Source organism: Streptomyces iakyrus, from assembly GCF_000717055.1.
Classification (GTDB): Bacteria; Actinomycetota; Actinomycetes; order Streptomycetales; family Streptomycetaceae; genus Streptomyces; species Streptomyces iakyrus.
The window spans coordinates 226365-252728 of record NZ_JNXI01000005.1 but is presented as its reverse complement, the minus strand read 5'-3'; the positions used below and the strand labels follow the sequence as shown (position 1 = coordinate 252728).

At 72.9% G+C, this 26364-nt stretch carries 16 protein-coding genes; 5 read left to right on the top strand and 11 right to left on the bottom strand.

Annotated elements, in window-relative coordinates; all coding sequences use genetic code 11:
- Nucleotides 1-135: 135 nt before the first annotated feature.
- A complete protein-coding gene (locus OO68_RS11845) occupies nucleotides 136-5088 on the top strand; it encodes an NAD-glutamate dehydrogenase (RefSeq protein ID WP_033308237.1) in 4953 nt (1650 codons plus the stop codon).
- A gap of 114 nt (nucleotides 5089-5202) precedes the next feature.
- On the top strand, nucleotides 5203-5667 hold the full coding sequence (locus OO68_RS11840) for a GtrA family protein (RefSeq protein WP_245236946.1): 465 nt from the start codon (nucleotides 5203-5205) through the stop codon (nucleotides 5665-5667).
- A 2-nt stretch (nucleotides 5668-5669) separates the two neighbouring features.
- Here the strand turns inward: OO68_RS11840 and OO68_RS11835 are convergent, their stop codons facing one another.
- The 4 genes from OO68_RS11835 to OO68_RS11820 form a co-directional block, all read right to left on the bottom strand.
- Nucleotides 5670-7316, bottom strand: coding sequence for a glycosyltransferase family 2 protein (locus OO68_RS11835; RefSeq protein WP_033308236.1), 1647 nt, complete (start codon nucleotides 7314-7316; stop codon nucleotides 5670-5672).
- On the bottom strand, nucleotides 7313-9508 hold the full coding sequence (locus tag OO68_RS11830; protein ID WP_033308235.1) for a CDP-glycerol glycerophosphotransferase family protein: 2196 nt from the start codon (nucleotides 9506-9508) through the stop codon (nucleotides 7313-7315). Before OO68_RS11830 ends, OO68_RS11835 begins: the two co-directional genes overlap by 4 nt.
- Before the next feature lie 78 nt (nucleotides 9509-9586).
- The gene (locus OO68_RS11825) at nucleotides 9587-10420 is read right to left on the bottom strand and encodes an ABC transporter ATP-binding protein (protein ID WP_033308234.1); all 834 of its coding nucleotides are present in this window, start codon (nucleotides 10418-10420) and stop codon (nucleotides 9587-9589) included.
- Nucleotides 10413-11327: an ABC transporter permease gene (locus OO68_RS11820; RefSeq protein ID WP_033308233.1), complete on the bottom strand. Its 915-nt coding sequence runs from the start codon at nucleotides 11325-11327 to the stop codon at nucleotides 10413-10415. Before OO68_RS11820 ends, OO68_RS11825 begins: the two co-directional genes overlap by 8 nt.
- Before the next feature lie 179 nt (nucleotides 11328-11506).
- On the opposite strand from OO68_RS11820, the gene OO68_RS11815 reads away from it, so the two are divergent.
- Entirely contained in the window at nucleotides 11507-12133 is a 627-nt protein-coding gene (locus OO68_RS11815; protein ID WP_033308232.1) for a TetR/AcrR family transcriptional regulator, read from the top strand.
- Nucleotides 12134-12199: 66 nt separating this feature from the next.
- Here OO68_RS11815 and galE read toward each other — a convergent pair whose 3' ends face one another.
- Nucleotides 12200-13180 carry a UDP-glucose 4-epimerase GalE gene (galE, locus tag OO68_RS11810; RefSeq protein WP_033308231.1) on the bottom strand — a complete coding sequence of 327 codons (981 nt, stop codon included), beginning with the start codon at nucleotides 13178-13180 and terminating at the stop codon, nucleotides 12200-12202.
- Nucleotides 13181-13254: 74 nt separating this feature from the next.
- On the bottom strand, nucleotides 13255-15087 hold the full coding sequence (locus OO68_RS11805; RefSeq protein WP_051814594.1) for a glycosyltransferase family A protein: 1833 nt from the start codon (nucleotides 15085-15087) through the stop codon (nucleotides 13255-13257).
- A gap of 91 nt (nucleotides 15088-15178) precedes the next feature.
- Here OO68_RS11805 and OO68_RS11800 point away from each other — a divergent pair, with 91 nt between their 5' ends.
- A complete protein-coding gene (locus OO68_RS11800; RefSeq protein ID WP_403549388.1) occupies nucleotides 15179-16888 on the top strand; it encodes a glycosyltransferase family 39 protein in 1710 nt (569 codons plus the stop codon).
- A 438-nt stretch (nucleotides 16889-17326) separates the two neighbouring features.
- On the opposite strand, the gene OO68_RS11795 is transcribed toward OO68_RS11800, so the two are convergent.
- Entirely contained in the window at nucleotides 17327-17845 is a 519-nt protein-coding gene (locus OO68_RS11795; protein ID WP_106974319.1) for a MarR family winged helix-turn-helix transcriptional regulator, read from the bottom strand.
- A gap of 96 nt (nucleotides 17846-17941) precedes the next feature.
- Between OO68_RS11795 and OO68_RS11790 the strand changes: the two genes are divergently transcribed.
- Nucleotides 17942-18355, top strand: a complete 414-nt coding sequence (locus tag OO68_RS11790) for an organic hydroperoxide resistance protein (protein WP_033308229.1) — start codon at nucleotides 17942-17944, stop codon at nucleotides 18353-18355.
- On the opposite strand, the gene OO68_RS11785 is transcribed toward OO68_RS11790, so the two are convergent.
- The 4 genes from OO68_RS11785 to OO68_RS11770 form a co-directional block, all read right to left on the bottom strand.
- A complete protein-coding gene (locus OO68_RS11785; RefSeq protein WP_033308228.1) occupies nucleotides 18345-19925 on the bottom strand; it encodes a hypothetical protein in 1581 nt (526 codons plus the stop codon). The two genes, OO68_RS11790 and OO68_RS11785, sit on opposite strands and share 11 nt — an antisense overlap.
- Before the next feature lie 71 nt (nucleotides 19926-19996).
- Nucleotides 19997-21835, bottom strand: coding sequence for an arabinofuranosyltransferase AftB family protein (locus OO68_RS11780; RefSeq protein WP_051814593.1), 1839 nt, complete (start codon nucleotides 21833-21835; stop codon nucleotides 19997-19999).
- The gene (locus tag OO68_RS11775; protein ID WP_033308227.1) at nucleotides 21832-24072 is read right to left on the bottom strand and encodes a bifunctional glycosyltransferase/CDP-glycerol:glycerophosphate glycerophosphotransferase; all 2241 of its coding nucleotides are present in this window, start codon (nucleotides 24070-24072) and stop codon (nucleotides 21832-21834) included. The genes OO68_RS11780 and OO68_RS11775 overlap by 4 nt, the downstream gene beginning before the upstream one ends.
- Nucleotides 24073-24080: 8 nt before the next feature.
- Complete coding sequence (locus tag OO68_RS11770) at nucleotides 24081-26279, bottom strand: bifunctional glycosyltransferase/CDP-glycerol:glycerophosphate glycerophosphotransferase (protein ID WP_033308226.1); 2199 nt, start codon at nucleotides 26277-26279, stop codon at nucleotides 24081-24083.
- Nucleotides 26280-26364 lie beyond the last annotated feature (85 nt).

Below are 26364 nucleotides of genomic sequence, written 5' to 3'. Positions count from 1 at the left end.
CACCCCCGCTCATCTCACCTTGCGGCATAGCGTCGGACCAGACCGGATACCCCGTGTCACGACGTGAGGTCGTAAGCGCAGAGGCCGTACTTCCTTCTACGTCACGCAACGGCGCGCGACAGGAGCCAGAGGACAATGCAGACCAAGCTGGACGAAGCCAAGGCCGAGTTGCTCGAGAGGGCCGCCCGGGTAGCTGAGAACAGCCCGGTCGGGGGGCACCTACCGACCGGGTCGACGGGCGAGGAGACCCCAGACGCCCAGAAGGCCCCGGACCGCGAGACCCTCCTCACGTTCCTCCAGCGTTACTACCTGCACACGGCCCCGGAGGACCTCACCGACCGCGACCCGGTCGACGTCTTCGGAGCGGCCGTATCGCACTACCGGCTGGCCGAGAACCGCCCCCAGGGCACGGCGAACGTGCGGGTGCACACCCCCACGGTGGAAGAGAACGGGTGGACCTGCAGCCACTCCGTGGTCGAGGTCGTCACCGACGACATGCCCTTCCTCGTCGACTCCGTCACCAATGAGCTGACGCGTCAGGGGCGTGGCATCCACGTCGTCATCCACCCCCAGTTCGTCGTGCGGCGCGACGTCACCGGCAAGCTCATCGAGGTCCTGTCGACCCCGGCCACCGGCGACCTACCGCACGACGCGCACGTCGAGTCCTGGATCCACGTCGAGATCGACCGCGAGACCGACCGGGCCGATCTGAAGCAGATCACCGCCGACCTGCTGCGCGTGCTGTCCGACGCCCGTGAGGCCGTCGAGGACTGGGGCAAGATGCGGGAGGCGGCGATCCGGCTGGCGGAGGGGCTGCCGGACGAGCCCATCCCCGGCGACCTGCCCGGACCCCAGGTCGAGGAGGCCCGCGAGCTGCTGCGCTGGCTGTCGGACGACCACTTCACCTTCCTCGGCTACCGCGAGTACCAGCTGCGCGACGACGACTCGCTGGCCGCCGTGCCCGGCACCGGACTCGGCATACTGCGCGCGGACCCGCACCACGCGGCCGAGGAGAGCCACCCGGTCAGCCCCTCGTTCGAGCGGCTGCCCGCCGACGCCCGGGCCAAGGCGCGCGAGCACAAGCTGCTCGTGCTGACCAAGGCGAACAGCCGGTCGACCGTGCACCGGCCGTCCTACCTGGACTACATCGGCGTCAAGAAGTTCGACGCGGACGGCAACGTCATCGGCGAGCGGCGCTTCCTCGGGCTGTTCTCCTCCGCCGCCTACACCGAGTCCGTGCGCCGGGTGCCGGTCATCCGGCGCAAGGTCGAGGAGGTCCTGAAGCAGGCCGGGTTCTCGCCCAACAGCCACGACGGACGCGACCTGCTGCAGATCCTGGAGACGTACCCGCGCGACGAGCTGTTCCAGACCCCGGTCGACGAGCTGCGGTCGATCGTCACCTCCGTGCTCTACCTCCAGGAGCGCAGGCGCCTCAGGCTCTACCTGCGCCAGGACGAGTACGGACGCTACTACTCCGCCCTCGTCTACCTCCCGCGCGACCGCTACACCACGGCCGTGCGCCTCAGGATCATCGAGATCCTGAAGGAGGAGCTCGGCGGGATCAGCGTCGACTTCACGGCGTGGAACACCGAGTCGATCCTGTCCCGGCTGCATTTCGTGGTGCGCGTCCCGCAGGGCACCGAGCTGCCGGAGCTGTCCGACTCCGACAAGGAGCGCATCGAGGCCCGGCTGGTGGAGGCCGCCCGCTCCTGGGAGGACGCCTTCGCCGAGGCGCTCAACGCCGAGCTCGGCGAGGAGCACGCGGCCGAGGCGATGCGCCGCTACGCGCACGCCTTCCCCGAGGGCTACAAGGCCGACCACAACCCGCGCGCCGCGGTCGCCGACCTCGTCCACCTGGAGCAGCTCAACGCCGAGGCGGACAAGGACTTCGCGCTCAGCCTGTACGAGCCTGTGGGTGCCGCCCCCGAGGAGCGCCGCTTCAAGATCTACCGCACGGGCGACGCGATCTCCCTCTCGGCCGTGCTGCCGGTCCTCAACCGGCTCGGTGTCGAGGTCGTCGACGAGCGGCCCTACGAGCTGCGCTGCTCGGACCGCGGCGTGGCCTGGATCTACGACTTCGGTCTGCGCATGCCCCGCGCCAACGGCGGCGGGGACTACTTCGGCGACGACGCCCGCGAGCGCTTCCAGGACGCCTTCGCCGCCACCTGGACCGGCAAGGCGGAGAACGACGGCTTCAACGCCCTCGTGCTGAGCGCCGGGCTGACCTGGCGCCAGGCCGTGGTGCTGCGCGCGTACGCCAAGTACCTGCGCCAGGCGGCCTCGACGTTCAGCCAGGACTACATGGAGGACACCCTCCGCAACAACGTCCACACCACCCGGCTGCTCGTCTCCCTCTTCGAGGCGCGGATGTCGCCGGACCGGCAGCGCGCGGGGCACGAGATCGTGGACGCGCTGCTGGAGGAGGTCGACGCGGCCCTCGACCAGGTGGCCTCGCTCGACGAGGACCGGATCCTGCGGTCCTTCCTCACCGTCATCAAGGCGACGCTGCGGACCAACTTCTTCCAGGAGGCGGCGGGCGGCAAGCCGCACGACTACGTCTCCATGAAGTTCGACCCGCAGGCCATCCCCGACCTGCCGGCACCGCGCCCGGCGTTCGAGATCTGGGTCTACTCGCCGCGCGTCGAGGGCGTGCACCTGCGCTTCGGCAAGGTCGCGCGTGGTGGTCTGCGCTGGTCCGACCGGCGTGAGGACTTCCGCACCGAGATCCTCGGCCTGGTCAAGGCGCAGATGGTGAAGAACACCGTCATCGTGCCGGTCGGCGCCAAGGGCGGCTTCGTCGCCAAGCAGCTGCCGGACCCGTCCGTCGACCGGGACGCGTGGCTCGCCGAGGGCGTGGCCAGCTACAAGACGTTCATCTCGGCGCTGCTCGACATCACCGACAACATGGTCGCGGGCGAGGTCGTGCCCCCGGCCGACGTCGTCCGGCACGACGAGGACGACACCTACCTCGTCGTCGCCGCCGACAAGGGCACGGCGACCTTCTCCGACATCGCCAACGGGGTCGCCGAGCAGTACAACTTCTGGCTGGGCGACGCCTTCGCCTCCGGCGGCTCCGCCGGCTACGACCACAAGGGCATGGGCATCACCGCCCGCGGCGCCTGGGAGTCGGTCAAGCGGCACTTCCGCGACATGGGCGTGGACTGCCAGAGCGAGGACTTCACGGTCGTCGGCATCGGCGACATGTCCGGTGACGTGTTCGGCAACGGCATGCTGCTCTCCGAGCACATCCGCCTGGTCGCGGCCTTCGACCACCGGCACATCTTCCTCGACCCGAACCCGGACGCCGCCACCTCCTACGCCGAGCGCCGCCGCCTGTTCGAGCTGCCCCGCTCCAGCTGGGAGGACTACGACAAGGAGCTGCTGTCGGCCGGGGGCGGCATCTTCCCGCGCACGGCCAAGGCGATCCCGGTCAACGCGCACATCCGCGAGGCCCTCGGCATCGAGGCCAAGGTCACCAAGCTGACCCCGGCCGACCTGATGAAGGCGATCCTGCACGCGCCGGTGGACCTGCTGTGGAACGGCGGCATCGGCACGTACGTCAAGTCCTCCGCCGAGTCGAACGCGGACGTCGGCGACAAGGCCAACGACGCCATCCGCGTCGACGGCCAGGACCTGCGCGTCAAGGTCGTCGGCGAGGGCGGCAACCTCGGCCTGACCCAGCTCGGCCGGATCGAGTTCGCGCTGCACGGCGGCCGGATCAACACCGACGCCATCGACAACAGCGCGGGCGTGGACACCTCCGACCACGAGGTGAACATCAAGATCCTGCTCAACGGCCTGGTCACGGACGGCGACATGACCGTCAAGCAGCGCAACAAGCTGCTCGCCGAGATGACCGACGAGGTCGGCCGCCTGGTGCTGCGCAACAACTACGCGCAGAACACGGCGATCGCCAACGCCCTCGCCCAGTCCAGCGCCATGCTCCACGCCCAGCAGCGCTTCATGAAGCACCTGGTCAGGGAGGGGCACCTGGACCGGGCGCTGGAGTTCCTGCCCACCGACCGGCAGATCCGCGAGCGGCTCGCCCAGGGCCAGGGCCTGACCGGCCCCGAGACGGCCGTCCTGCTGGCGTACACCAAGATCACGGTCGCCGAGGAGCTGCTGCACACCACGCTGCCGGACGACCCGTACCTGAGCACCCTGCTGCACGCGTACTTCCCGAAGGAGCTGCGCGAGCAGTACCCCGAACACCTCGTCAGCCACCCGCTGCGCCGCGAGATCACCACGACCGTCCTGGTCAACGACACGGTCAACACGGGCGGTACGACGTACCTGCACCGCCTGCGCGAGGAGACCGGCGCGTCGCTGGAGGAGATCGTGCGGGCGCAGACCGCGGCCCGGGCGATCTTCCGCCAGTCCCCGGTGTGGGACGGCGTCGAGGCGCTCGACAACAAGGTCGAGGCCGAGGTCCAGACCCGTATCCGGCTGCATGCGCGCCGCCTGGTGGAGCGCGGCACGCGCTGGCTGCTCAACAACCGGCCGCAGCCGCTGGAGCTCGCCGGGACGGTCGACTTCTTCGCCGAGCGGGTCGAGCAGGTCTGGGGGCAGCTGCCGAAGCTGCTGCGCGGCGCCGACCTGGAGTGGTACCAGAAGATCTACGACGAGCTGACCGGCGCCGGTGTCCCGGACGAACTCGCCACGCGGGTGGCGGGCTTCTCCTCGGCCTTCCCGACACTCGACATCGTCTCGATCGCCGACCGCATGGGCCGGGAGCCGCTGGACGTCGCCGAGGTGTACTACGACCTCGCCGACCGGCTGCGCATCACCCAGCTCATGGACCGCATCATCGAGCTGCCCCGCGCCGACCGCTGGCAGTCCATGGCCCGCGCGGCGATCCGCGAGGACCTGTACGCGGCGCACGCGGCGCTGACCGCCGACGTCCTGGCCGTCGGCAACGGCACCTCGACGCCCGAGCAGCGCTTCAAGGCGTGGGAGCAGAAGAACGCGGCGATCCTGAGCCGGGCGCGCACCACATTGGAGGACATCCAGAGCTCCGACTCGTTCGACCTGGCCAACCTGTCGGTGGCCATGCGCACGATGAGGACGCTGCTGCGCACGCACTCCTAGGGCGTACGGCGTGACAGGCGCCCCGGGCCGGTCCGGCCCGGGGCGCCTGTCTTCTTGGGAGGCCTTTGGGCGATTCGAGGGGAGGGCTTACCGAACCCCGCTAAGGCTTGGGTCGTGACTGTGAACGTATCCGAGGAGCGAGTGGCCGCCCCCGCTCTCCCGGTCAGGGGCGTCGTCCTCGAAGCGGTGAACTTCGCGCTGGTGGGTGGCAGCGGCGTCGCCGTGAACTTCCTGGTGTTCAACGTGCTGCTGCACGGACTGCACCGGGACGCCATGGCGGCGACCGTCCTGGCCAGCCTGGCCGCCATGGGGACCAACTATCTCGGCTTCCGGTACTTCACCTATCGCGACCGGGCGTCCCGGACCCGGCGTCAGATCGCGCTGTTCTTCGTCTTCAGCGCGATCGGCGTCGCCATGGAGAGCGGGTTGTTCTACGCCGGCTATCACGGCCTCGGCCTGGACGGGCCGCTCGAAGCGAACGCGGTCAAGGCGCTGTCCATCGTGCTGGCCTCGGCCTTCCGCTTCCTCGTCTACCGGACCTGGGTGTTCCAGCGCGACGCGCACCTGGGCACGGCCTAGGCCTACTTCAGCGCGCTCGCCACCAGCCGCGCCGCCGACTTCACCCTAGGGCGGGCCAGCCTGCGTACCGTCGGGCGGATCAGCTTCGCCGTCACTCCTACCGGCTCCCAGCGGACCTGGAGGCGGCCCGGGCCGTGGCCCTCCGGTTCCACCGTCAGGTGGTGGGACGGCACACGCGTCGTCAGCGTCGGGAAGGTCAGGGGCGCCAGCAGCAGGCCCGTGTGGGACAGGCCCTGGTGCCGGAGGCGGAGCAGCGGGTGGCGGATTCCCGCGAAGCCCTGGAGGGGGAGCCGGGCCGCCCCGAGGTCGAGGTGGGCGTGGCCCTCGAAGATGCCGGGGCGGACGGGGGAGAGGCGGAAGTGGACGTGAAGGCGGTGGCGGCCCGGGGTGATGAGGAGCGTCGCGCGCTGGGGGCCGACGGGGAGGCGCAGCGCCGGGTCGTAGGTGCGGATCGTGAGGTCGATCGAAGCGCCCGGGCCCCGGGTGATCTCCTTGATCTCGTGGCGGAACTGGGCGCTCGGGAAGGGGCGCGTCTCCAGCTCCAGGTCGGAGATGTCCAGTTCGCGGCGGGACCACTCCGACTCGGGGACGCGGTCCCCCCAGTAGGTGCGCCCCTCCGCGTCGGCCGTCACGCGCCTCGGCGCCACTCCGTGCCCCAGGCCCAGGGCCGCCAGCCGGGCCTCCGGCAGGCGCCGGTCGCGGATCAGCTGGATGACGACGCGTTCGGCGCGCGGGAGACGGGCGAACGCGCCCGGCGTGAGCGTGTCCAGGTAGGGGATGACGAGGTCCGCGAAGGACGTCAGCCAGGCGTCGTCCCGGTAGGGCAGGTCACCGGCGTACATCCGGAGGTCGTGCTTGAGGAACTTGTGGTCCTTGTCCTCGCGCAGCGACTCGTGCCCGCTCTCGGCCAGGAACGCGTCGATGAGGTGCTGGACGTGGACCCGGTCCCGGACGTTGGCGAGCTTGTGCCGCTGGTTGGATATCGAGGCGGCCCCGGAGGCCGCGAAGGGCGCCACGTACCAGCGGTAGACCGGTTCCGGGATGATCGTGAAGCTCTTGGCCAGGCAGTACGCCTGCGCCGAGAACAGCTGGTCCTCGTAGTGGATGCCCTCGGGGAAGCGCAGGTCGTGCCGGTCGAGGAAGGCGCGGGCGTACATTTTGCTGGTGGCCAGGTGCTCGAAGAGCAGGCGCGGGTCGGCCTCGATGCCGTCGAGGGCGCGGCGCTCGGCGACCAGGTGCGGCATCCACGTCGAGCGGCGGCCGTTGTCCACCCTGACCCGCTGCACCGCGCCCATCGCGAAGTCGATCTCGCGTTCGCGGTGCGCGGCGAGCAGCAGTTCGACGGCGTTGTCGGGGAGTTCGTCGTCGCTGTCGAGGAACATCAGGAACGGCGCCCGCGCGATCTGCAGGGCGCGGTTGCGCGGGGCGCTGCAACCGCCGCTGTTCCGCTCCAGGCGGAGGTGGCGGATGCGGGGGTCCTCGGCCGCGAGCCGCTGGGCCACCGCCGGTGTCGCGTCGGTGGAGTGGTCGTCGCTGATGATGATTTCGAGGTTGGCGTGGGTCTGTCGGCGGACCGAGGCGACGGCGCGCGGGAGGCGCTCGGCGTCGTTGTAGACGATGACCGTCACGGTGACGTCGGGGGTGCTCATGCGGTCGCCTCCTGCGGGGTCGGGGCCGGCGTGCGTTCCTCGAGGGGCAGCACGGGCGGCAGCTCCCGTTCGTCCTGGCCGAGGAAGACCCGGCGGACGACGCGTTCGGCGGCGCGTCCGTCGTCGTACTCGCAGAACCGGCGCCGGAAGACGGCCCTGGTCTTCGCCGCGCTCTCGTCGCGCCAGGCGTCGGTGGTGAGGATCTCCGTCAGCTCCTGCTGGGTGCGGGCGACCGGGCCGGGGGCCTCCGCCATCAGGTCGAAGTAGACGCCCCGGGTGGTGCGGTAGGTCTCCCAGTCGTCGGCGTGGATCACGATCGGCCGGTCGAGGTTGGCGTAGTCGAACATGATCGAGGAGTAGTCCGTGACCAGGGCGTCCGCCGCCAGGCACAGTTCCTCGACCGGGTCGTAGGAGGAGACGTCGATGATCCGGCCGGTGCGGCGCAGGCCGGTGAGCGGGGAGGCGGCGCCGTCGTAGAAGTAGTGGCCGCGCACGAGCAGGACCGTGTCGTCGCCCAGGCGGTCGGCGAGGGTGGCGAGGTCCAGGCGCGGGGTCCAGCCGGCCTCGTAGTCGCGGTGGGTGGGCGCATAGAGGACGGCACGGCGGCCCGGGGCGATGCCGAGGCGGTCGCGGACCGTGCGGATGGTGTCGGCGCCGGCCGTGTAGTAGACGTCGTTGCGCGGATAGCCGTGGTCGAGGGAGACGTAGCGCGACGGGTACGCCCGCTCCCACATGCGGGTGGTGTGGCTGTTGGCCGAGACACTGAAGTCCCACTTGTCGATGCGCTCCAGCAGCGCCTTGAAGTCCAGGCCCTGCGCGGCGGCCGGGAACGCCATCTGGTCGAGGCCCATACGCTTCAGGGGCGTGCCGTGGTGGGTCTGGACGTGGATCGCGTCCGGGCGTTTGACCACGGCGTTCTCGAAGTTGACGTTGTTGACGAGGTACTTGGCACTCGCCAGCACCTCCCAGTAGCGGCGACTGCCGGGCACGACGTGGTCGGTGCCGGTCGGCAGCAGGGCCGCGTTCTCCTCCGTGACCACCCACACCGCGTGGATCTGCGGGGCCAGTTCGGCGAGCTTGGCGGCGATCGCGGCGGGGTTGCAGGCGACGCCGCGGTTCCAGTACGCCGCGAACACCGCGAGGTGCGGATTGACGGGGCGGCCGAGCGCCCTGCGGTATTGGTGGTCGCGGAGTCTGGCGCCCGCCTGGCGCTTACGGGCCCGTACGGCCGACTTGGCGGTGCGGCGGGTGCGGTTGACGGCCTGGAAGGCCCGGTACTTCGCGTAGGCGCCCTCCTCCAGCAGGGAGCGGCGGACGCCTTCGAGTCCGCCCGGGCGGCGGTGGCCCTCGGGGCGGCGGCGCAGGGCGGCCAGGGACGCCCGGCGGAAGAACTCCCGCGCGACCTCCTCCGCCATGCCACCGCGCGCGAAGGTGCGCAGGCAGTCGCGGACCATGAGGTCGTAGAGCACGGTGTGCGCGGTGCGCCGGTCGCGGGTGAGATCGAGGAGGGACTCGTAGCGCTCGACGAGGCCGTAGCGCTGCTCGGGGGTGACCGGGGGCAGGCTCGCGGGGCGCAGCCGGCGGTCCTCGTAGGCGATGTGCGGCAGGCAGGCGACGCGGTCGGCGAGCAGCAGGGCGGCCAGGGCGGCGTACGGCTCGTCGTCGGTGGTGAGCCGCGCCTCGTGCGCCCGCCAGAAGTCCGCGCGCAGGACGCGGGTGCCGAGCAGCGGGGTCAGCCGCAGCAGGGGCGAGCAGTCGTCCAGGGGGACGTCGGCGCGGCCCGCCCGGGCGAGGAGCGGGCCGTCCGGGGAGGGCATGCCGGAGGTGTGCCAGGTGCTGCGGACGTGGTCCACGAGAAGGACGTCGACCTCGCCGGGGAGCTCGGCCACCCGCTCGGCGACCATGCGCGGGGTGCCGGCGGGCAGGCCGTCCTTGGCGTGGACGAAGTGCAGCCAGCGGCCGGAGGCCCGGGCCGCGCCCGCTGCCCGGGCCGCCGCGTCCCCGGTGCCGTCCGGCAGCGGCACGACCTGTACCTCTGGGGCGTGCCGCTCGGCGGTCTCCCGGGCCCAGTCGCCGACCGCGGCCACGATCACCTCGGCATTCGGCAGGGGATGGGCGGTGAGGGAGTCGAGGAGTTCCGTCAGATGGTCCTGAACGTTCGGCCCGTGGACGACGATGCTGAGCTCGGCCATCACGGGGACCCCTCTCACGGCTGCACGGTATGCGGTCATGCTGCCATCAATGCGACAAAAGCACCGACCGAGTGGGCCTCACGAGGGAACGGCGGCGGCCTTCGGCTTGGGCTTCGGCTTGTCCGCCTTGTCACCGGTGAACGCCTCGTACTCCTTGAGCACGTCCTCCGTCGGCCCGTCCATGCGCAGCTCCCCGCGCTCCAGCCACAGCACCCGGTCGCAGGTGTCGCGGATCGACTTGTTGTTGTGGCTGACCAGGAACACCGTGCCCGCGTGCTTGCGCAGCTCGCGGATGCGCTCCTCGGAGCGCTTCTGGAAGGAGCGGTCGCCGGTGGCCAGCGCCTCGTCGATCAGCAGGACGTCGTGGTCCTTGGCGGCGGCGATGGAGAACCGCAGCCGCGCGGCCATGCCGGAGGAGTACGTCCGCATCGGCAGCGTGATGAAGTCGCCCTTCTCGTTGATGCCGGAGAAGTCGACGATCTCCTGGTAGCGGTCCTTGACCTGCTCGCGGGACATGCCCATGGCCAGGCCGCCGAGGTGCACGTTGCGCTCGCCGGTCAGGTCGTTCATCAGGGCGGCGTTGACACCGAGCAGGGAGGGCTGGCCGTCGGTGTAGATGCGGCCGTTCTCCACGGGCAGGAGCCCGGCGACGGCCTTCAGCAGGGTCGACTTGCCGGAGCCGTTGGTGCCGATCAGGCCGATCGCCTCACCGCGGTAGGCGACGAAGGACACGTTCTTCACGGCGTGCACCCGGCGCACGCCCGAGGCCTTCTCGGCCTGCTTGCGGCGCACGATGCGGTTCAGGGCGGCGGTCGCGGAGCCGCGTCCGGCGCCGGTGCCGTTGACGCGGTAGACGATGTCGACGCCGTCGGCGACGACGGTGGGGATCTTCTCGCTCGGGTGCTCAGCCACGGCCGTACGTCTCCTCAGCCTTCCAGAAGTAGATGAAGCCCCCGACGCCCGCGAGCAGGGCCCAGCCCGCGGCGATCGCCCACACGTGGGCGGGCAGCTGGCTCGCGTGGAAGCTGTCGATCAGGGCGAAGCGCATCAGGTCGATGTAGACGGCCGCCGGGTTGGTCGCCAGCGCGACCTTCACCACGTGGGGCAGGCTGTCCTTCTGTGCCAGCTTGTCGATGCTCCACATGACGCCCGAAACGTACATCCAGGTGCGCAGCACGAACGGCATCAGCTGGGCGATGTCGGGGGTCTTGGCGCCCATCCGGGCCATGACCATGGAGATGCCCGCGCTGAACGTGAACTGCAGGAACAGGGCCGGCAGGGCCAGCAGCCAGGACGCGCTGACCGGCACGCCGAAGCAGAGCAGGATGACGACCAGGGCGCCCATCGAGAACATCAGCTGCTGGAGCTGCTGGAGGCAGAAGGAGATCGGCAGGGCGGCGCGCGGGAAGTGCAGGGCGCGCACCAGGCCGAGGTTGCCGGAGATGGCGCGGGTGCCCGCCATGATCGAGCTCTGTGTGAACGTCCAGATGAACACGCCCGTGACCAGGAACGGGATGTAGTCGGGCACGCCGTGCTTGGTGCCGAGCAGCACGCCGAAGATGAAGTAGTAGACCGCCGCGTTCAGCAGCGGGGTCATCACCTGCCAGACCTGGCCGAGCTTCGCCTGGCTGTACTGGGCGGTGAGCTTGGCGGTGGCGAACGCGGTGATGAAGTGGCGGCGGGCCCACAGCTGCCGGACGTACTCGGGCAGGGAGGGCCGGGCGCCGCTGACCGCGAGGCCGTGGCGGGCGGCGAGGGCCGCGAGGTCGTGTTCGGCCGGGGCCGGGGTCTCGGGCGGTGTGTGGAGGACCGTACTCACATCCGCTGCTTTCGCTCGGGGGGTGTGGGACCGGGGGGTGAAGAGCGAGGAGGAGCCGGTTCTTACCCGACTCTTCACGACTTCTTACGTCGGGACGGGACCGTATCGTCGTAACGGGAGCGTACGACGGGCGAGCGTCGGAACGCAACCGTTTCGTCGTGACGCCCTATGCTGTCGGCATGACGACGAAGCCGGACGAGCCCCAGCAGCCCCCGCGCCGCCGGGCCCCCGCGGGGGCGGCCGTACTGCGGGAGGACGTGACGGAAGCGATCCGGGCTGCCGTCTTCGAGGAGCTCGCGGCCGTCGGCTACGCGCGGATGTCCATCGAGGGGATCGCGCGCCGGGCGGGGGTCGGGAAGACGGCGGTGTACCGCCGCTGGCGCTCGAAACTGCACCTGGTCCTCGACATCGTCTCGGCGCTCGCCGTGCAGGGCCTGCCCGCGCCGGACACCGGCTCCCTGGAGGGCGACCTGCGCCTTCTCTACGAGGTGACGTCCCGCGCCCTGCGCCACCCCGTCGCCTCGCAGGTCATCCCCGACCTCCAGGCCGAGGCGGCCCGCAACCCCGAGATCGCCGAGGCCCTGCAGAAGGCCCTGCGCGAGGGGCAGGACGGCGTCGCCACCGGCATCGTGACGGCGGCGGAACGCCGCGGCGAGCTGCGCGAGGGCATCGACCACGACCTCGCGCTCGACCTGATCTCCGGCCCGCTCTACTGGCGTTCGGTGGTCATCCGCAGCCCGAAGCTGCCGAAGGGGTATCTGGGCGCGCTGGCCCGGGCCACGTCGGAGGGGCTGAAGGCGCTGTAGGCCGGCCCGCCCCACGGCAGTGAGCCCCGGCAGGTGCGCCGGGGCTCGTCCTGGTGCCGGGGCGGATCAGCCCCGCCCCGCCTCCGGATGCAGCCGCAGCCACCCCTCCCACGCCGACGTGATCATGTCCTGCACGTCGAGCCGGGCCTTCCAGCCCAGTTCCGCGGCGGCGCGGTCGGCGGAGGCCACGACCCGGGCCGGGTCGCCCGGGCGGCGGGATGTGACGGCGGGCGGGCGGTCGTAGCCGGTGACGGCGTTGATGCGGTCGATCATCTCGCGGACGGAGACGCCCTCGCCCCGGCCGATGTTGAGCGTGAGGTCGCGGCCGGGGGAGGAGCGCAGGGCCCGGGCCGCCGCGACATGGGCCTCGGCCAGGTCGACCACGTGGATGTAGTCGCGCACGCAGGTGCCGTCCGGGGTCGGGTAGTCGTCGCCGAAGACACGCGGCGGCGCGTCCTCGGTGAGCTTCTCGAAGACCATCGGCACGAGGTTGTACACCCCGGTGTCCGCGAGTTCCGGGCCCGCGGCGCCCGCCACGTTGAAGTAGCGCAGGCACGCGGTCGACAGTCCGGTCGCCCGGCCGGTCGCGCGGACCAGCCACTCACCGGCCAGTTTGGTCTCGCCGTACGGCGACATGGGCAGGCACGGCGTCTCCTCCGTGACGAGGTCCACGTCCGGCATGCCGTACACCGCCGCCGACGAGGAGAAGACGAAGGACGGCACCCTCGCCGCCGTCACGGCGTCCAGCAGGACCCGCAGGCCCTCGACGTTCTCCCGGTAGTAGTGCAGCGGCCGTTCCACCGACTCGGCCACCTGCTTCTTCGCCGCGAGGTGGACGACGCCGGTGACCGTGTGGTCCGCGAGGGTGCGGGCGAGCCGCCCGGCGTCCAGGGTCGAGCCCACCACCAGCGGCACCCCGTCGGGCACGCGCTCGGCGATGCCGGTGGACAGGTCGTCGTACACCACCGCCTGCTCGCCCGCCGCGGTCATCGCCCGTACGACGTGCGCGCCGATGTAGCCGGCGCCGCCGGTGATCAACCAGGTCATGTGCGGCCGTCCCCTCGTCAGTTGGCCCGTGGTGGTGATGGTGCGGTGCGCTGCTCCGTCGTGGACCGGTGCTCTCAGTGAAGCAGGCGGCGCAGCCGCGCGCGGGCGACCGACAGCACACCGCGTACGCCGGGGGCCACCCGCAGCGCCAGCGAGCCGGAGTGGGTGGCGTACGGCTGTACGAGTACCACGCCGTACCGGGCGCTCGGGACGGCGCTGCGGCGCAGCAGACCGGCGCCCGTGAGCGCGTGCGCCGAGACGTCGCGGCTCACGCCGTCGCGGAAGCGGATACGAAGGCGCAGGTCCCAGGTGCCCACGCCGAGCGCGGACAGCGCGGCGAGGTCGACGGCCACCTCCGCCGACCAGGCGCCGCCACGAACGCACCCCGTGGTGCCGGCGGGCTCGGAGCCCTGCGAGCACGGTCCGAGCGCCACGGCTCCGGCAGGCCCGGCTCCGGCAGGCTCGGGGCCCCGTGCGAGCGCCACGGCTCGTGAACCGGCCCTCCCGGCAGGCTCCGGTCCCTGCGCGAGCGCCACGGCCCCGGAACCGGCGGTCCCGGCCGGCTCGGAGCCGCTCGGGCACGGCGCGAGCGGCACGGCCGTCTCCCGGACGACCACGCCCCCGTCGTCCCGGTGCAGCCACTCCACCTCCACCGACTCCGGCCCCGCCTGCGCCACCCGCCCGTACAGCTCGTGCAGACGCAGCCGCAGCCGGGTGCCGCGCGCGCACGGCCGCAGCTCCGCGTCGACGGCGAGGGGCAGCGCGCGCACCGGCCGGGCCCGCAGCGGCTCAAGGGAGACCGGGAGGGCGTCCGACCAGACCGGAGAGCCGTCCGCGGCGCGGGCGTACGGCGGGCACAGGCGGGCCGGCCGGGCCGCGAGCTCCCGCAGCCGGGGCAGGTCGCACGGCTCCGGGGCGGCCAGCACGACCCGCCCGATCAGCCGGCCCGGAGCGGCCGGGTTGCGCGCCCAGTCGTCGGCGTCGTACTCCGCCAGGTGCGCCCGCGTGAGCTCCCACCACGCCCGCCGGTACGCGGCGTCGCGCACCCCCAGTTCGCGCACGTACATCCGCAGGTCGTGGTCGAGGAACTTGGCGCGCACGGCCCGCGCGAGTTCCTTCTGCCCGGCGCCCAGCAGCACCTCGTACGCCTGTCGGCACGCCTCCGTACGGGCCCTCCAGTTCTCGACTCCTGACCGGTCCAGGGAGATCGACAGCCGCCCGGCGGACCGGCGCACGTGCCAGACGTACACCCGGTCCGGGATCAGGGCGATACGCGGAGCCGCGGCCAGGACGCGCGCGGTGAAGACGACGTCCTCGTACGGGAAGCGGCCCTCGGGGAAGCGGATGCCGTGCGCCCGCAGGAAGCCGGTGCGGTAGAGCTTGTTGACGCAGAGCGTGTCGTGGACCAGGCGCGGCCGCCGAGCGGGCTGCGGCACCACGGCGTGCAGTGCGTAGAGGCGCGCCTGCCAGGGGACTTCGCGCCCCGACGGCAGCTCACGGCGTACGCACAGACCGCCCGCGACCTCGGCGTGCGCACCCTCGGCCGCTTCGAGCAGCGCCGCGGCCGCGCCGGGCGGCAGGACGTCGTCGCTGTCCAGGAACATCACGTACGGCGAGGTCACCGCGTCGAGCCCGGTGTTGCGCGGGGTGCCGCAGCCGCCGCTGTTGGCCCGGCGGCGGATCACCTTCAGGCGCGGCTCCGAGGCGGCGAGCCGGTGCAGCAGGCCGACGCTGCCGTCCGTCGAGCAGTCGTCGACGGCCACCACCTCGCGCACGGCCGGTCCCTGGGCGAGCGCCGACCGCACGGCGTCCGTCACATGGGCGGCGTCGTCGTAACCGATCACCACGACGGCGACATCGGCAGGCGGCGTCCGGGTGTCCGTCTCGGTCTCACTCTCGGCATTCATCACGGCGGATGGTAAGCCGGGCGAATGACATGAAAGTGATAACACACCATCAAACCCCAGCGAAGCCCCTTATTCAGCACAGAATCGGGCCGTGGAGAGCGGACAGTCGAAGGGGAGCGGCCGGTTCGGCACGGGGCCGGTGCCCGCGGCGGTGCCCGCGGCGGTGCCCGTGGCGGTGCCCATGGCGGTGATGTTCGCGACCGGGCTGTGGGGTCTGGACCGTGGCGGCATGTGGGGCGACGAGAGTGTCACCTTCCAGGTCGCGCAGCGCACGGTCCCGCAGATCTGGCGGCTGCTGCACGACGTGGACGCCGTCCACGGCCTCTACTACCTGTTCATGCACGCCGTCCTCACCGTCCACCCCGGCGAGGTCGTGCTGCGCCTGCCGTCGGTGTGCGCGGCGACGGCGACCGCCGGCCTGGTCGCCGCCATCGGCGTCCGGCTGGCCGGTCCCCGGGTCGGCCTGTGGGCCGGGACCCTGTACGCGATCACGCCGATGACCGGCCACTACGCCCAGGAGGGCCGGTCGTACGCGCTCGTCGCGGCGGGTGTGGCGGGGGCGACGCTGCTGCTGGTGAGGGCCGTGGACGCCGGGGGCGCCCGGGCCTGGTGGCCGTACGGGACGGTCGTCGCCCTGACCTGCGTGCTGCACGAGCTGGCGGTGCCGGTACTGGGCGCGCACGCTCTGACGCTGGCCCTGCTGCGGGTGCCGAGGAAGATGTGGTCCGGCTGGGGGCGTGCGGCGGGGGCGGTGGCGCTGCTCCTGCTGCCGCTGGTGTGGGTGTCGCAGGGGCAGTCCGGGCAGGTCGCGTGGCTGGTGCCACCGGACTGGGACCGGGTCGGGAAGCTGGCCCGGAACGTCGCTCCCGGTCCGGCGGGGCCGGTGTTCTGGGGCTCGCTGCTGCTGATGGCCGTGGGACTGCGCGAGCGGCGCACGGCCGCGGTCGCGCTTCCGCTGCTGCTGGTGCCGCCGGGGATCCTGATGACCGTGTCGCAGGTCCGGCCGCTCTACCACGACCGGTACGTGCTCTACGCGCTGGCGGGCGCGTCCCTGCTGGTCGCGGCCGGGGCCGGGCGGGTGGCACGGGCGCTGGGCCGGGTGAGGTTCGAGGGGCGGCGGACACGGATCGGCGGCCGGCGGGTGCGGGCCGTCGTGGGCGTGAGCGGCGTCCTCGCCCTCACCGCCACGTTCCTGAGCCAGCTCCCCGTGTACCGCCAGGACCGGTCCGCCGCCTACCGCCCGGACAACCTCGCCGTGGTCTCCGCGCTCGCCGTGAGCCGGATGCGCCCCGGCGACCCGGTGCTGTTCGTGCCGTCGGTCGGCAGGCTCGCCGCGCTGGCCTACCCGAAGGGGTTCCGGCGGGTGCGGGACATCGCGCTGCGGGAGTCCGCACCCCGTTCCGGGACGCTGTGGGGGAGGGAGACGACCCCTAGGGAGCTGCGGCGGCGGCTCGCCCCCGTGGACCGCGTCTGGGTCGTCGCCGAGCGGTCCGCCCTGGACCCGCACCGAAGCCCGACCGACCCGGTCGAGCGCACCAAGCTCGCCGTCCTGGCCGCGGAGTTCACCGTCCGCGAGGAGCACGTCCACGAGGAACGCGTCCGCGACGACGTACTCCTGCGCCTCTACGTCCGCCGCCCGGCCGGCGAGCCGCCCCGCGATCCGACCGGCGTCCGGCCACCCGGCACGTCCGCGGGCGCCCCGGGCCTCGCCTCACCCCGGCCGGACACGAACCGACCGAGGGCCGGCCACCCGGCGCATCCGCCGACGCCCCAGCTGTCGTCTGACTTCGGCCGGCGGTGAGTGGCGGCGCGATCCGGTCGGCGGTTGGTCTCCTGGCGCTTGTGCGGGCGTCCCGGCTCTCGGCTTGCCGTGACCGGACTTGAATCGCCGGGGGCCGTTCGCCCGGTGCGTCCGTCGGTGCTTCGGCTGTCGCTTGGCTTCGGCCGGCGGTGAGTGGCGGCGCGATCCGGTCGGCGGTTGGTCTCCTGGCGCTTGTGCGGGCGTCCCGGCTCTCGGCTCGCCGTGACCGGACTTGAACCGGCCGAGGGCCGTTCGCCCGGCGCGTCCGCCGTGGCCCCGGCTCACGCCCCGGTTCTCGCGGTGTCGCCCAGCGCGATCGGCCAGGGCGGCGAGGGACGTCGGCCGGGCGGCACCTCCGCCGTCCTCCTGCCGCTGCTCGCGGCGCGCGCCCCGGCGCCTTCGCCCTGCCCCTGCCGACGGCGTAGCCGCCTGGTGCGGTTACGGCCGCTCGGCGGCGGACGAGTCGCCCCGTGGGTCCGCGAGCGCTGCCGCCGCGTCCAGCGCGGTGGTGAGGTCGTCGAGGCGGGCGCGCAGGGCGCGGATCTCCTCGGGGCCGAAGCCGGTCGAGGACGCGATCCGGCGCGGCACCTGAAGCGCCCGCCCGCGCAGCGCGACGCCCTCCTCGGTCAGCCGCACCTCCACCGACCGCTCGTCGCGGGCGCTGCGCTCCCGGCGTACCAGACCGGCCGCCTCCAGCCGCTTGAGCAGCGGCGACAGCGTGCCCGAGTCGAGTCGCAGGTGCTCGCCGAGCTTCTTGACGGGCAGCTCGTCGTGCTCCCAGAGCACCAGCATCACCAGGTACTGCGGATAGGTGAGCCCGAGGTCCTTGAGGATCCCGCGGTAGACCCCGTTGAAGGCGCGGGAGGCCGCGTGCAGGGAGAAACAGATCTGCTGGTCCAGGCGGAGCCAGTCGTCGTCGGGCGTGTTCATGCCTCCAGGATAGCCCGAGCCCACCATTCAATTGCGCACAACTCAATTGTGTGCTCTAATTCTGGATGTCGGGCGACCCGGAGGCGGGCCGCCGAACGATGACGTGAGAGGGAAGGTATTTCCATGGACGCGCTCTACACCGCTGTCGCCACCGCCACCCACGGCCGCGACGGCCGCGCCGTCAGCTCCGACGGCGTGCTGGACCTCGCCCTGGGCGTGCCCCAGGCGATGGGCGGCAACGGCCAGGGCACCAACCCCGAGCAGCTCTTCGCCGCCGGTTACGCCGCCTGCTTCGGCAGCGCCCTCGGCCTCGTCGGCCGCGCGGCCAAGGTCGACGTCAGCGACGCCGCCGTGACCGCCGAGGTCTCCATAGGCAAGCAGGGCGAGGGCTTCGGCCTCGCCGTCACCCTCCGCGTCGAGCTGCCCGACAGCGTGGACGAGGCGACCGGCCGCAAGCTGGTCGAGCAGGCCCACCAGGTCTGCCCGTACTCCAACGCCACCCGCGGCAACATCGAGGTCGACCTCGTCATCGAGTAACCGTTCGGACGCCACCCCCGACCCGCGCCAGCACCTCCCCCGTCCGCCTGCTCCACGCCACCACCACCGCCTCCTCGGGCACCGGGTGCCAGCGCGTCAGCAGCAGCCAGCGCACGTGATAGCGGCGGACCACGGCGGACCGCTCGGCGCGGGTCGAGCCGGGGGCGAGATAGGCGCGGACATCGGCCGCCCGGCGCTTCCGCTCCCGCTCCTCCAGGGCGGGGTCGGGCCAGATGGGCGCCGCGAGGTTCGGCCCGTACCCGGCGATGGCGTGACTGGCGAAGTACCCGTCGGTGATCACCACCTCGCCGGGCCCGATGTGCCGCGCGGCCCAGTCGTAGGACGGCCAGCGCGTCGGCTGCGCGAACCCCACCGGGTCGACCGAACGCGGCACGACCGCCCCGGCGTGCACGGTGACGAACCCGGCGCAGGCCCCGGCCACCGCCGCCCCGCCCAGCACCCGCCGGGCCCGCCGCCAGGGCCTGGGCGCCGCCAGCTCCACCGCCAGGGCGAACTGCAGCGGCACCAGCACGGCCCACAGGGCCCGGGCGTACGTGTAGTGCCCGCTCACCCAGCCGTACGCCACCAGCAGGCACTCCAGCAGGAACATCAGCACCAGCGGATCACGCACCGACCGGCGCGCCCGCAGCCACAGCGCGGGCAGCCCCAGCAGCGCCAGCCAGGAGTTGGCGAGCATCCTCTCGTACAGCTGCCGGTGCATCGCGTCCATGCCGGTGTCGCCCACCAGCGTCAGGACGTCGTAGTACGGCCACGCCACGGCGACCGCCGCGCAGACCGCCCCGGCAAGCGCCCAGCGTGCCGCGACCGGCCTGCGCCAGCCACGCTGCCCGGACGCCACGACCGCCACCACCCCGGTGAGCGCCGAGGCCGCCGTGACGGGATGGGTGAGCAGGATCAGCGCGTACAGGGCGCCGAGCCCGGCATACCCCCACCAGCCGCCGAGCCCGCTCGGACCGACGAACCGCACGGCGGGGGCGTCGTCCCACGCGAGCGTGCCCGTCCAGGCCCACGCCCAGAACGTCAGCCCGATGGCGAGCGCGGACGGATAGCCCAGGTTCGTCGTCATCGACATCAGCCCGAGGTAGCCGCTCCACAGGATCCGCGCGGTGCCCCACAGCAGCGTCATGAACAGCAGGGCCCACACCGGCGCCCACGGGCGGGCGGTGACGCTCCGGACGAACCGGCCCAGCCCCGTCAGCAGCACCAGCAGATGCACCGGCCCGGCGAGCTTCACGACCTCCCAGCCCGACAGCCCGGTCAGCCGCGCCACATAGCCCTGGGCGACGGCGTACGGCCCGTAGTACGGGCTGCCCTCGCCCGGCAGGTCCGCCATGGTGTGGGCCGGGTGGAGCAGGTCGGCCTTGAGGCGCTCGACGACCGCCGCGTGCTGTCCGGCGTCACAGCACAGCGGGATCCGCCAGTACGCCAGCGTCATCACCAGCCAGAACAGCGCGCCGTAGAACTGGTACGGGGTGAGCCTCCCGGCACGGCCGCCGCGGAGCGCCGTCGCGCCGCGCACGGCCCGCCGGACCAGGGCCGGGGCGCTCACAGGAAGGTGGAAGGGGTCGGGGGCATGCGCCGAATGTTCCCGCCCTACGCATGCCCTGACCCCGGATCACTTCATCGGGTGAGGCCGCCGCGCCCACCTGCCGGCCGGTCGCACAGCGCCTGCTGCGCCGCCGCCGGCCAGCGCGCGAAGCGGAACTGCGTCCGCTCGACCGCCCCGGTGAGGTTCCGCCAGAACCGCTCGGCGGTGAGCGGTGCGCGCACCGACTCCCTCAGCTCGGCGAGCTCGCCGCAGCCCAGCGCGGCCCGGGCCGCCTCCACCGCCTCCCGCGGGGCCCCGGCCCGCAGCAGGTCGCGCTCCGGCGGATGCTTCGCCGCCCACTCGGCGAAGACCCAGTAGTTGCGCAGGAACTTCTCGTGGCCGGGCCAGCTCCACCGCTCCAGCGCCAGGTGCGCGCCGATCGGGCTGGCCAGCCCCCAGGCGTCGTTGACGTAGGCGTCCAGCGGCGCCGCCGCCCCCGTCACGCCGAGATGGCGGCCCACGATCACCACCTGGTACGGCGAGTCCTCGCGCATCGGCGTCGCGTGCAGCCGCCGCTCGGCGTCGAAGTAGAGCAGCGTCGGCACCGGCGCCCGCTCGGCCCGGGCCAGCATGGCGCGGCCCTCCGGCAGTGCGGGCCAGTTGGCCACCCAGGTGGCGGTGCGCACCGGGTTGTGGTCGCCGAGGCCCTCCACGTCGGAGCTGCGCACGTTGAACGACCCGGGCGTGCTGCGCACGTCGAACGGCGCCCGCAGCGGACTGACCGCCGCGCACAGCCACACCACCAGTACCGCGCCCGCCACGCCCGTGGCCCTGGTCGCGGGCACGACCAGCACCGGCAGGAGCAGCAGCAGGAGGGCGGGCAGGATCATGCGGGCGTGCATGTAGTCGCCCCCGACGCGGACGACGTACCCGGCGAGCAGCGCACCCGCCGCGAGCGGCGCCAGCAGCACCGCGAGCGCGGCCCGCCCCGGGACGCGCTCCCGCTGCTCCCGGCGGGTGCGCCGCACCAGCAGGACGGCCAGCGCCCCGAGCACCGGGACGACCGGCCACAGCCAGTACGGCCCGAGCGTCTCCTGCACGTACCCGGCGCCCCGGCCCCAGTCGCTGGCGCTCGCCTCCTTGGCGATGGCCGGCAGCGGCACCAGGACCCCGTAGTACCCCGCCCGGAACACCTCGTAGGCCAGCGGCACCGCTCCCGCCGAGGCGAGCATCGCCGCCGTGCCCCGCAGGGCGGGACGCAGCACCCACCACAGCGCGGCCAGGAAGCACGCCGTGACCACCGCCAGATCGGGCCGGACCAGCGGACCCAGCCCGAACACGAAGGCGGCCGTCCAGGTCAGCCTGGCCTCCTGCCCACGCCGGGTCCGCGTCAGCAGCCACCACGACAGGCCGGTCCAGAAGGTGCCCAGACCGCTCTCCAGACCCGACGTCATGTACGACCAGAACGGCGGCACGGCCAGCAGCACGAACACCCCGGCCGGGAGCAGCAGCCCCGCGCCCCGGTGCAGCCGGCACGTGGCGAGCAGGGCGAACGCGAACGCCGCGGTGCTCAGGACCAGGCCGAGACCGACCGCGAGGAACGCCGGGTCCTCGCCCGTCACCCAGGTGGCGAGGGCGAGCAGCCACTGCCACAGGGTGCCCGTGGAACTCTCCGCCCGCTCACCGACGTTGAACACCGGCCCGTTGCCCGCCAGGATCTGCCGGACCGGGCGCAGGTAGATGAGCCCGTCGTCGCAGATCCAGCGGCGCCGGTAGCCCAGCACGAACAGGGCCGCGGTGGGCACGGCGACCAGGGCGGCATGCCATCCGTGCACCGGCCGCAGCCGCTCGGCGGCGTCCGGCGGCCGGGCCGAGGAGGCCCGCTGGCCGGGCAGGGAGGGGACGGCCTCGGGAGTCGCGGGGGTTCTCATCTCTCGATCAGCGCCTCGGGTCGGGCAGGGGCCCCCTCGGTCCGGCGCGCAGCGGGCAGCAGTGCCCCGCCCCGCTCGCCCAGCATCAGCAGCCGGACGACCCGCTCGGCGGCCCGGCCGTCCTCGAACTCGCAGTACCGCTCACGGAAACCGGAGCGCAGCCGCGCCGCCTCCGCGTCCTGCCAGGTGCCGGAGGCGAACAGCCAGGACAGCTCCCGGTACGAGCGCGACACATGGCCCGGCGCGTCGGCAGTGATGTCGAAGTACGCTCCCCGGCTCGCCGCGAACGCCCCCCAGTCGTCGGCGTGGACGACGATCGGCCGGTCCAGCAGGACGTAGTCGAACATCAGGGCGGAGTAGTCGGTGACCAGCACGTCGGAGGCGAGCATCACGTCCTCGACGTGCGGCTCGTCGGTGACGTCCACCAGTACGCCCCGCCGGTGCAGGTCGGCCAGACCGAGACCCCGCGCCACCCCTGTTGCCAGTGAGGGATGGAGCCGGACGAGCAGGGTGTGCCCGGGGCCCAGGTCCGCGGCGAACCGGGCCAGGTCGAACCGGTCGACATGGCCGCCCCGCCGGTAGTCACGGCGGGTCGGCGCGTAGAGCACGACCGTGTGGTCGGCCGGGACGCCGAGCCGCTCGCGCACCGCCCGGCCCCGCTCGGGCCCCGCCCCGACCAGCACGTCGTTGCGCGGGCTGCCGGTCCGCAGCGAGGTGAAGTGGCACGGGTACGCCCGCTCCCAGGCCCGCTCCGCGTGCCGCCCCGCGACCAGGCTGTAGTCCCAGCGGTCGGCGCGGCGCAGCATCTGCGGTACGTCGAAGCCGTGCCGGGCGCCCGGCTTGGTCAGCAGGTCGGCGCCCATGTACTTGAGCGGCGTGCCCTGGTGGGTGTGGAGGTGCACGCTGCCGGGCCGCTTGGCCAGGGTGCCGGGCCAGTTGACGTTGTTCACCCAGTACGTGGCCCGCGCCATGACCTCGTGGTAGCGCCGCGAGCCCGGTGTCACATGGTCGATGCCGGGCGGCAGCGCGTCCACCGCGTCCTCCCGGACCACCCACACGCCCCGGATGTGCGGGGCGATCTCGCGGGCCTTGTCGTGGATCGCGGCCGGGTCACCGGTCACACCCCGGTGGTGGGTCGCCGAGTAGACGGCGAGATGCGGGTCCAGCGGGCGTTTCGACTGGGCCGTGTACCAGCCGCGCAGGGCGCTCTCCGACGCCTTCCTCGCCACCCGCCGCCGCCCGCCCAGCGCGGCCGCGCGCAGGTCCCGCAGCCCGCGGGCGGCCGCGTACGTCGTGTAGGGCGCCGAGGCGAGCAGCCGCATCTCGGCCCCGCGCCAGCCGTCCGGCAGCGGGAAACCGCCCTCGGGGAGGTGACGGCGGTGGAAGGAGCGGATCTCGCGGTAGAAGTCGCCCCGGTCCGCGGGCCGTACCCGGTCCTCGCGGGCCAGCACGAACAGCATGTGGTCCAGCGCCCGCTCCAGCAGCAGGGGCCGCGCCCAGTCCAGGTCGGGGCGCTGCTCCAGGAACGCGAACAGGCCCTCGTACTGGGGGAAGATCTCGAAGTGCCGGCGCCCGGGCGTCTTGGTGATCGCGCCCTGCCGGCGCTGCCGGTACTCCACGCCGATCCGGTCCAGGCAGGCGATGCGGTCGGCCAGCACCATCGACCGGTAGGTGACCGGCGCGTCCTCGTACAGCCCCGGCGCGTACTCCAGACCGTGCTCCTGGAAGAAGGAGCGCCGGTAGGCCTTGTTCCACGCGACCAGGAACAGGTTCAGGTACTGCTGGCTCTCCCGGACGCCGAACGTCTCCAGGCCCGCCGCGGCCAGCAGGTCCGCCGCCTCGCTGCGTCCGCCGCGGCCCCACCAGTAGGTGCGCACATGGTCGAAGACCAGGATGTCCGGGTCGTCGGTCGCCGCGAGGCGTGCCGCAACGGCGGCCAGGAGGCCCGGCGTGTAGTGGTCGTCGCTGTCCAGAAACAGGACGTAGTCGCCGGCCGCCTGCGCGAGACCCGCGTTGCGGGCCCGGCCGAGGCCCACGTTCTCGGGGAGGTGCAGCACCCGCACCCGGGCGTCGCGGGCGGCGTACTCGTCGAGGATGGCGCCGCTGCCGTCGGGCGAGCAGTCGTCCACGGCGATCACCTCGAAGTCGCCGTAGGACTGGCCGAGCACCGAGTCGAGACACTCGCGCAGGAAGCCCTGCACCTTGTAGACGGGGACGATGATGCTGAAGCGGGGCACTTCTTCGGTCAGCTCCTCACGAGGGTGGCGGCGGGGGCCGGGACGCGCTCCGCGAGCGGGATCACGGGCGGGATCGACGCGGGCGGCTCCCCGAGCAGCACCCTGCGCACCACGCGCTCGGCGGCCCGCCCGTCGTCGAACTGGCAGAAGCGCTCCCGGAAGGCGGCCCGCAGGGACGTGGCGGTCTCGTCCGCCCAGGAGCCGTCGCGGAAGACGGCCGCCAGCTCTCCGGGAGTCCGGGCGACCCGGCCCGGCGGGAGCTCCATCAGGTCGAAGTAGACGCCCCGCGTCTCCCGGTAGACGTCCCAGTCGTCGGCGTACACGACGATCGGCCGGTCCAGGTTGGCGTAGTCGAACATGATCGACGAGTAGTCCGTGATCAGCCCGTCCGCGGCCAGGCACACGTCCTCCGACGAGCGGTGCCCGGTGACGTCGATGATCCGCCCGCCGCCCCTGCTCGCCCCCCGGTCGTAGAAGTAGTGGGCGCGCAGCAGCACCACGTACTCGTCGCCGATCGCCTCGCAGAACTCCGCCAGGTCCAGGCCCGTCTCGAAGCCGGTGGCGTAGTCGCGGTGCGTGGGCGCGTAGAGCAGGGCCTTCTTGCCGTCGGGGACGCCCAGTTCCTTGCGGACGCGGGCGACGTCCTCGGCGGACGCCGTGCAGTAGACGTCGTTGCGCGGATAGCCGTACTCGAGGGTCTCGTGCGTGCTCGGGAAGGCCCGTTCCCACATCTCGGTGGAGTGCCGGTTGGAGGTGAGGTTGTAGTCCCAGCGGTCCACCCGGGCCAGCAGCTTGGCGAAACTGCCGGTCGCCGCGGCCACCACGGGGTACGTCGCCTGGTCGGCGCCCATCGTCTTCAGCGGGGTGCCGTGCTGGGTCTGGAGGTGGACGCTGCCGGGGCGCTTGACCACGGCGTCGGCGAAGTTGGCGTTGTTGACGAGGTACTTGGCGCGGGCCAGCACCTGCCAGTACTTCCGGCTGCCGATCACCGCGTAGTCGACGCCCGGCGGCACGCTGCCCACCGCGTCCGGCTCCACCAGGAACACCGCGCGCAGGTGCGGCGCGAGTTCGCGGGCCTTGGCGTGGATCGCGGCCGGGTTGCAGACGTAGCCGCGGCCCCAGTACGCGCAGTACACGACGAGGTTCCGGTCCAGCGGCAGGCGCAGGGCCGCCGCGTAGCGCAGCCGGGTGCGCAGGCCCCGCGGGCGGGGAAGCAGCGCGGCGGCCCGCGATGCCGTCCGGTGGGCGGCGCGCAGGGAGCGGAACGCCGCGTACGACCCCGAGGCCAGCAGCCGGTGCTGGACGCCGAGGCTGCCGCCGGGGGCCCGGTAGCCGTCGGGGCGGTGGCGCCGGTACAGCGTGCTCGCCCGCCGGAAGAAAGCCCGTCGTCCGGACGTCAGCCGCCGGGGGTGGGCGGCCGTCTTCAGTACGGCGGCGAAGAGCTGCTCGAACAGCGGCTTGAGCCGGTCCGCCGGCAGGTCCGCTTCCACGGCCCGCGTCAGCACCAGCTCGGTCTGGTCCAGCAGCTCGGCGTGGTGTTCGCCGGGCAGTGCCGGCCGGTTGCCCTGCCGGCGCAGCAGGTGCCGGACGACGACCGTGCGCAGGGCCGCCACCCGCTCCGCCCGCAGGGCGACCAGACCGCCGAAGCCGACATCGGTGAAGTGGTCCCCGGGGAAGGCGATGTTGTGCTCGGTGAGGAAGGCCCGGCGGTAGACCGCGCTCCACGCCGGGAGCGTCACGCCCGTGAGCAGGGGGGCACGGCCGGGGCTGAAGGCCCCGTCCGGCGTCCTGACCAGCAGGGGGGCGGCCGGATTGGTCGGCTCGCCCTCCCACCAGGGGGTGCGCTCGTGCTCGAAGTACAGGACGTCCACCTCGCCGGTCTCGTCCAGCCGGGCGTCCAGGGCCGCCAGCGCTCCCGGGACCAGGACGTCGTCGCCGTCGAGGAATAGCACATGGCCGCCGACCGCCGCCCGCAGCCCGGTGTTGCGCGCCCCGGCCAGGCCGTCCGACGGCGGCGAGTGCACCGGCGTCACCCGGGAGTCCCGCTCGGCGTACTCCGTGACGACGCCCGCCGCCGGCGCGTCGGGCGCGTCGCACACCGGGATCAGCTCGAAGTCGCCGAACGACTGGGCGAGGACGGAGTCCAGCGCCTGGGACAGGCGGCCCGCGACCCCATGGGACGGGACGACGATGCTGAAGCGGGGCATTCTGCTCTTTCTGTCGAGGGCGGTCTGCCCGGGGCGGTCTGTCCCGGGGGTCTGCCCGGGGCGGTCTTCACAGGGGGGTGGCGGG

Bases quoted from the DNA above. Each gene is read 5' to 3' on its own strand.
- OO68_RS11780 (WP_051814593.1), bottom strand. From the start codon at position 21,835: ATGAGAACCCCCGCGACTCCCGAGGCCGTCCCCTCCCTGCCCGGCCAG.
- galE (WP_033308231.1), bottom strand. From the start codon at position 13,180: ATGACCTGGTTGATCACCGGCGGCGCCGGCTACATCGGCGCGCACGTC.
- OO68_RS11835 (WP_033308236.1), bottom strand. From the start codon at position 7,316: ATGAGCACCCCCGACGTCACCGTGACGGTCATCGTCTACAACGACGCC.
- OO68_RS11795 (WP_106974319.1), bottom strand. From the start codon at position 17,845: ATGGTGGGCTCGGGCTATCCTGGAGGCATGAACACGCCCGACGACGAC.
- OO68_RS11830 (WP_033308235.1), bottom strand. From the start codon at position 9,508: ATGGCCGAGCTCAGCATCGTCGTCCACGGGCCGAACGTTCAGGACCAT.
- OO68_RS11770 (WP_033308226.1), bottom strand. From the start codon at position 26,279: ATGCCCCGCTTCAGCATCGTCGTCCCGTCCCATGGGGTCGCGGGCCGC.
- OO68_RS11815 (WP_033308232.1), top strand. From the start codon at position 11,507: ATGACGACGAAGCCGGACGAGCCCCAGCAGCCCCCGCGCCGCCGGGCC.
- OO68_RS11805 (WP_051814594.1), bottom strand. From the start codon at position 15,087: ATGAATGCCGAGAGTGAGACCGAGACGGACACCCGGACGCCGCCTGCC.
- OO68_RS11845 (WP_033308237.1), top strand. From the start codon at position 136: ATGCAGACCAAGCTGGACGAAGCCAAGGCCGAGTTGCTCGAGAGGGCC.
- OO68_RS11790 (WP_033308229.1), top strand. From the start codon at position 17,942: ATGGACGCGCTCTACACCGCTGTCGCCACCGCCACCCACGGCCGCGAC.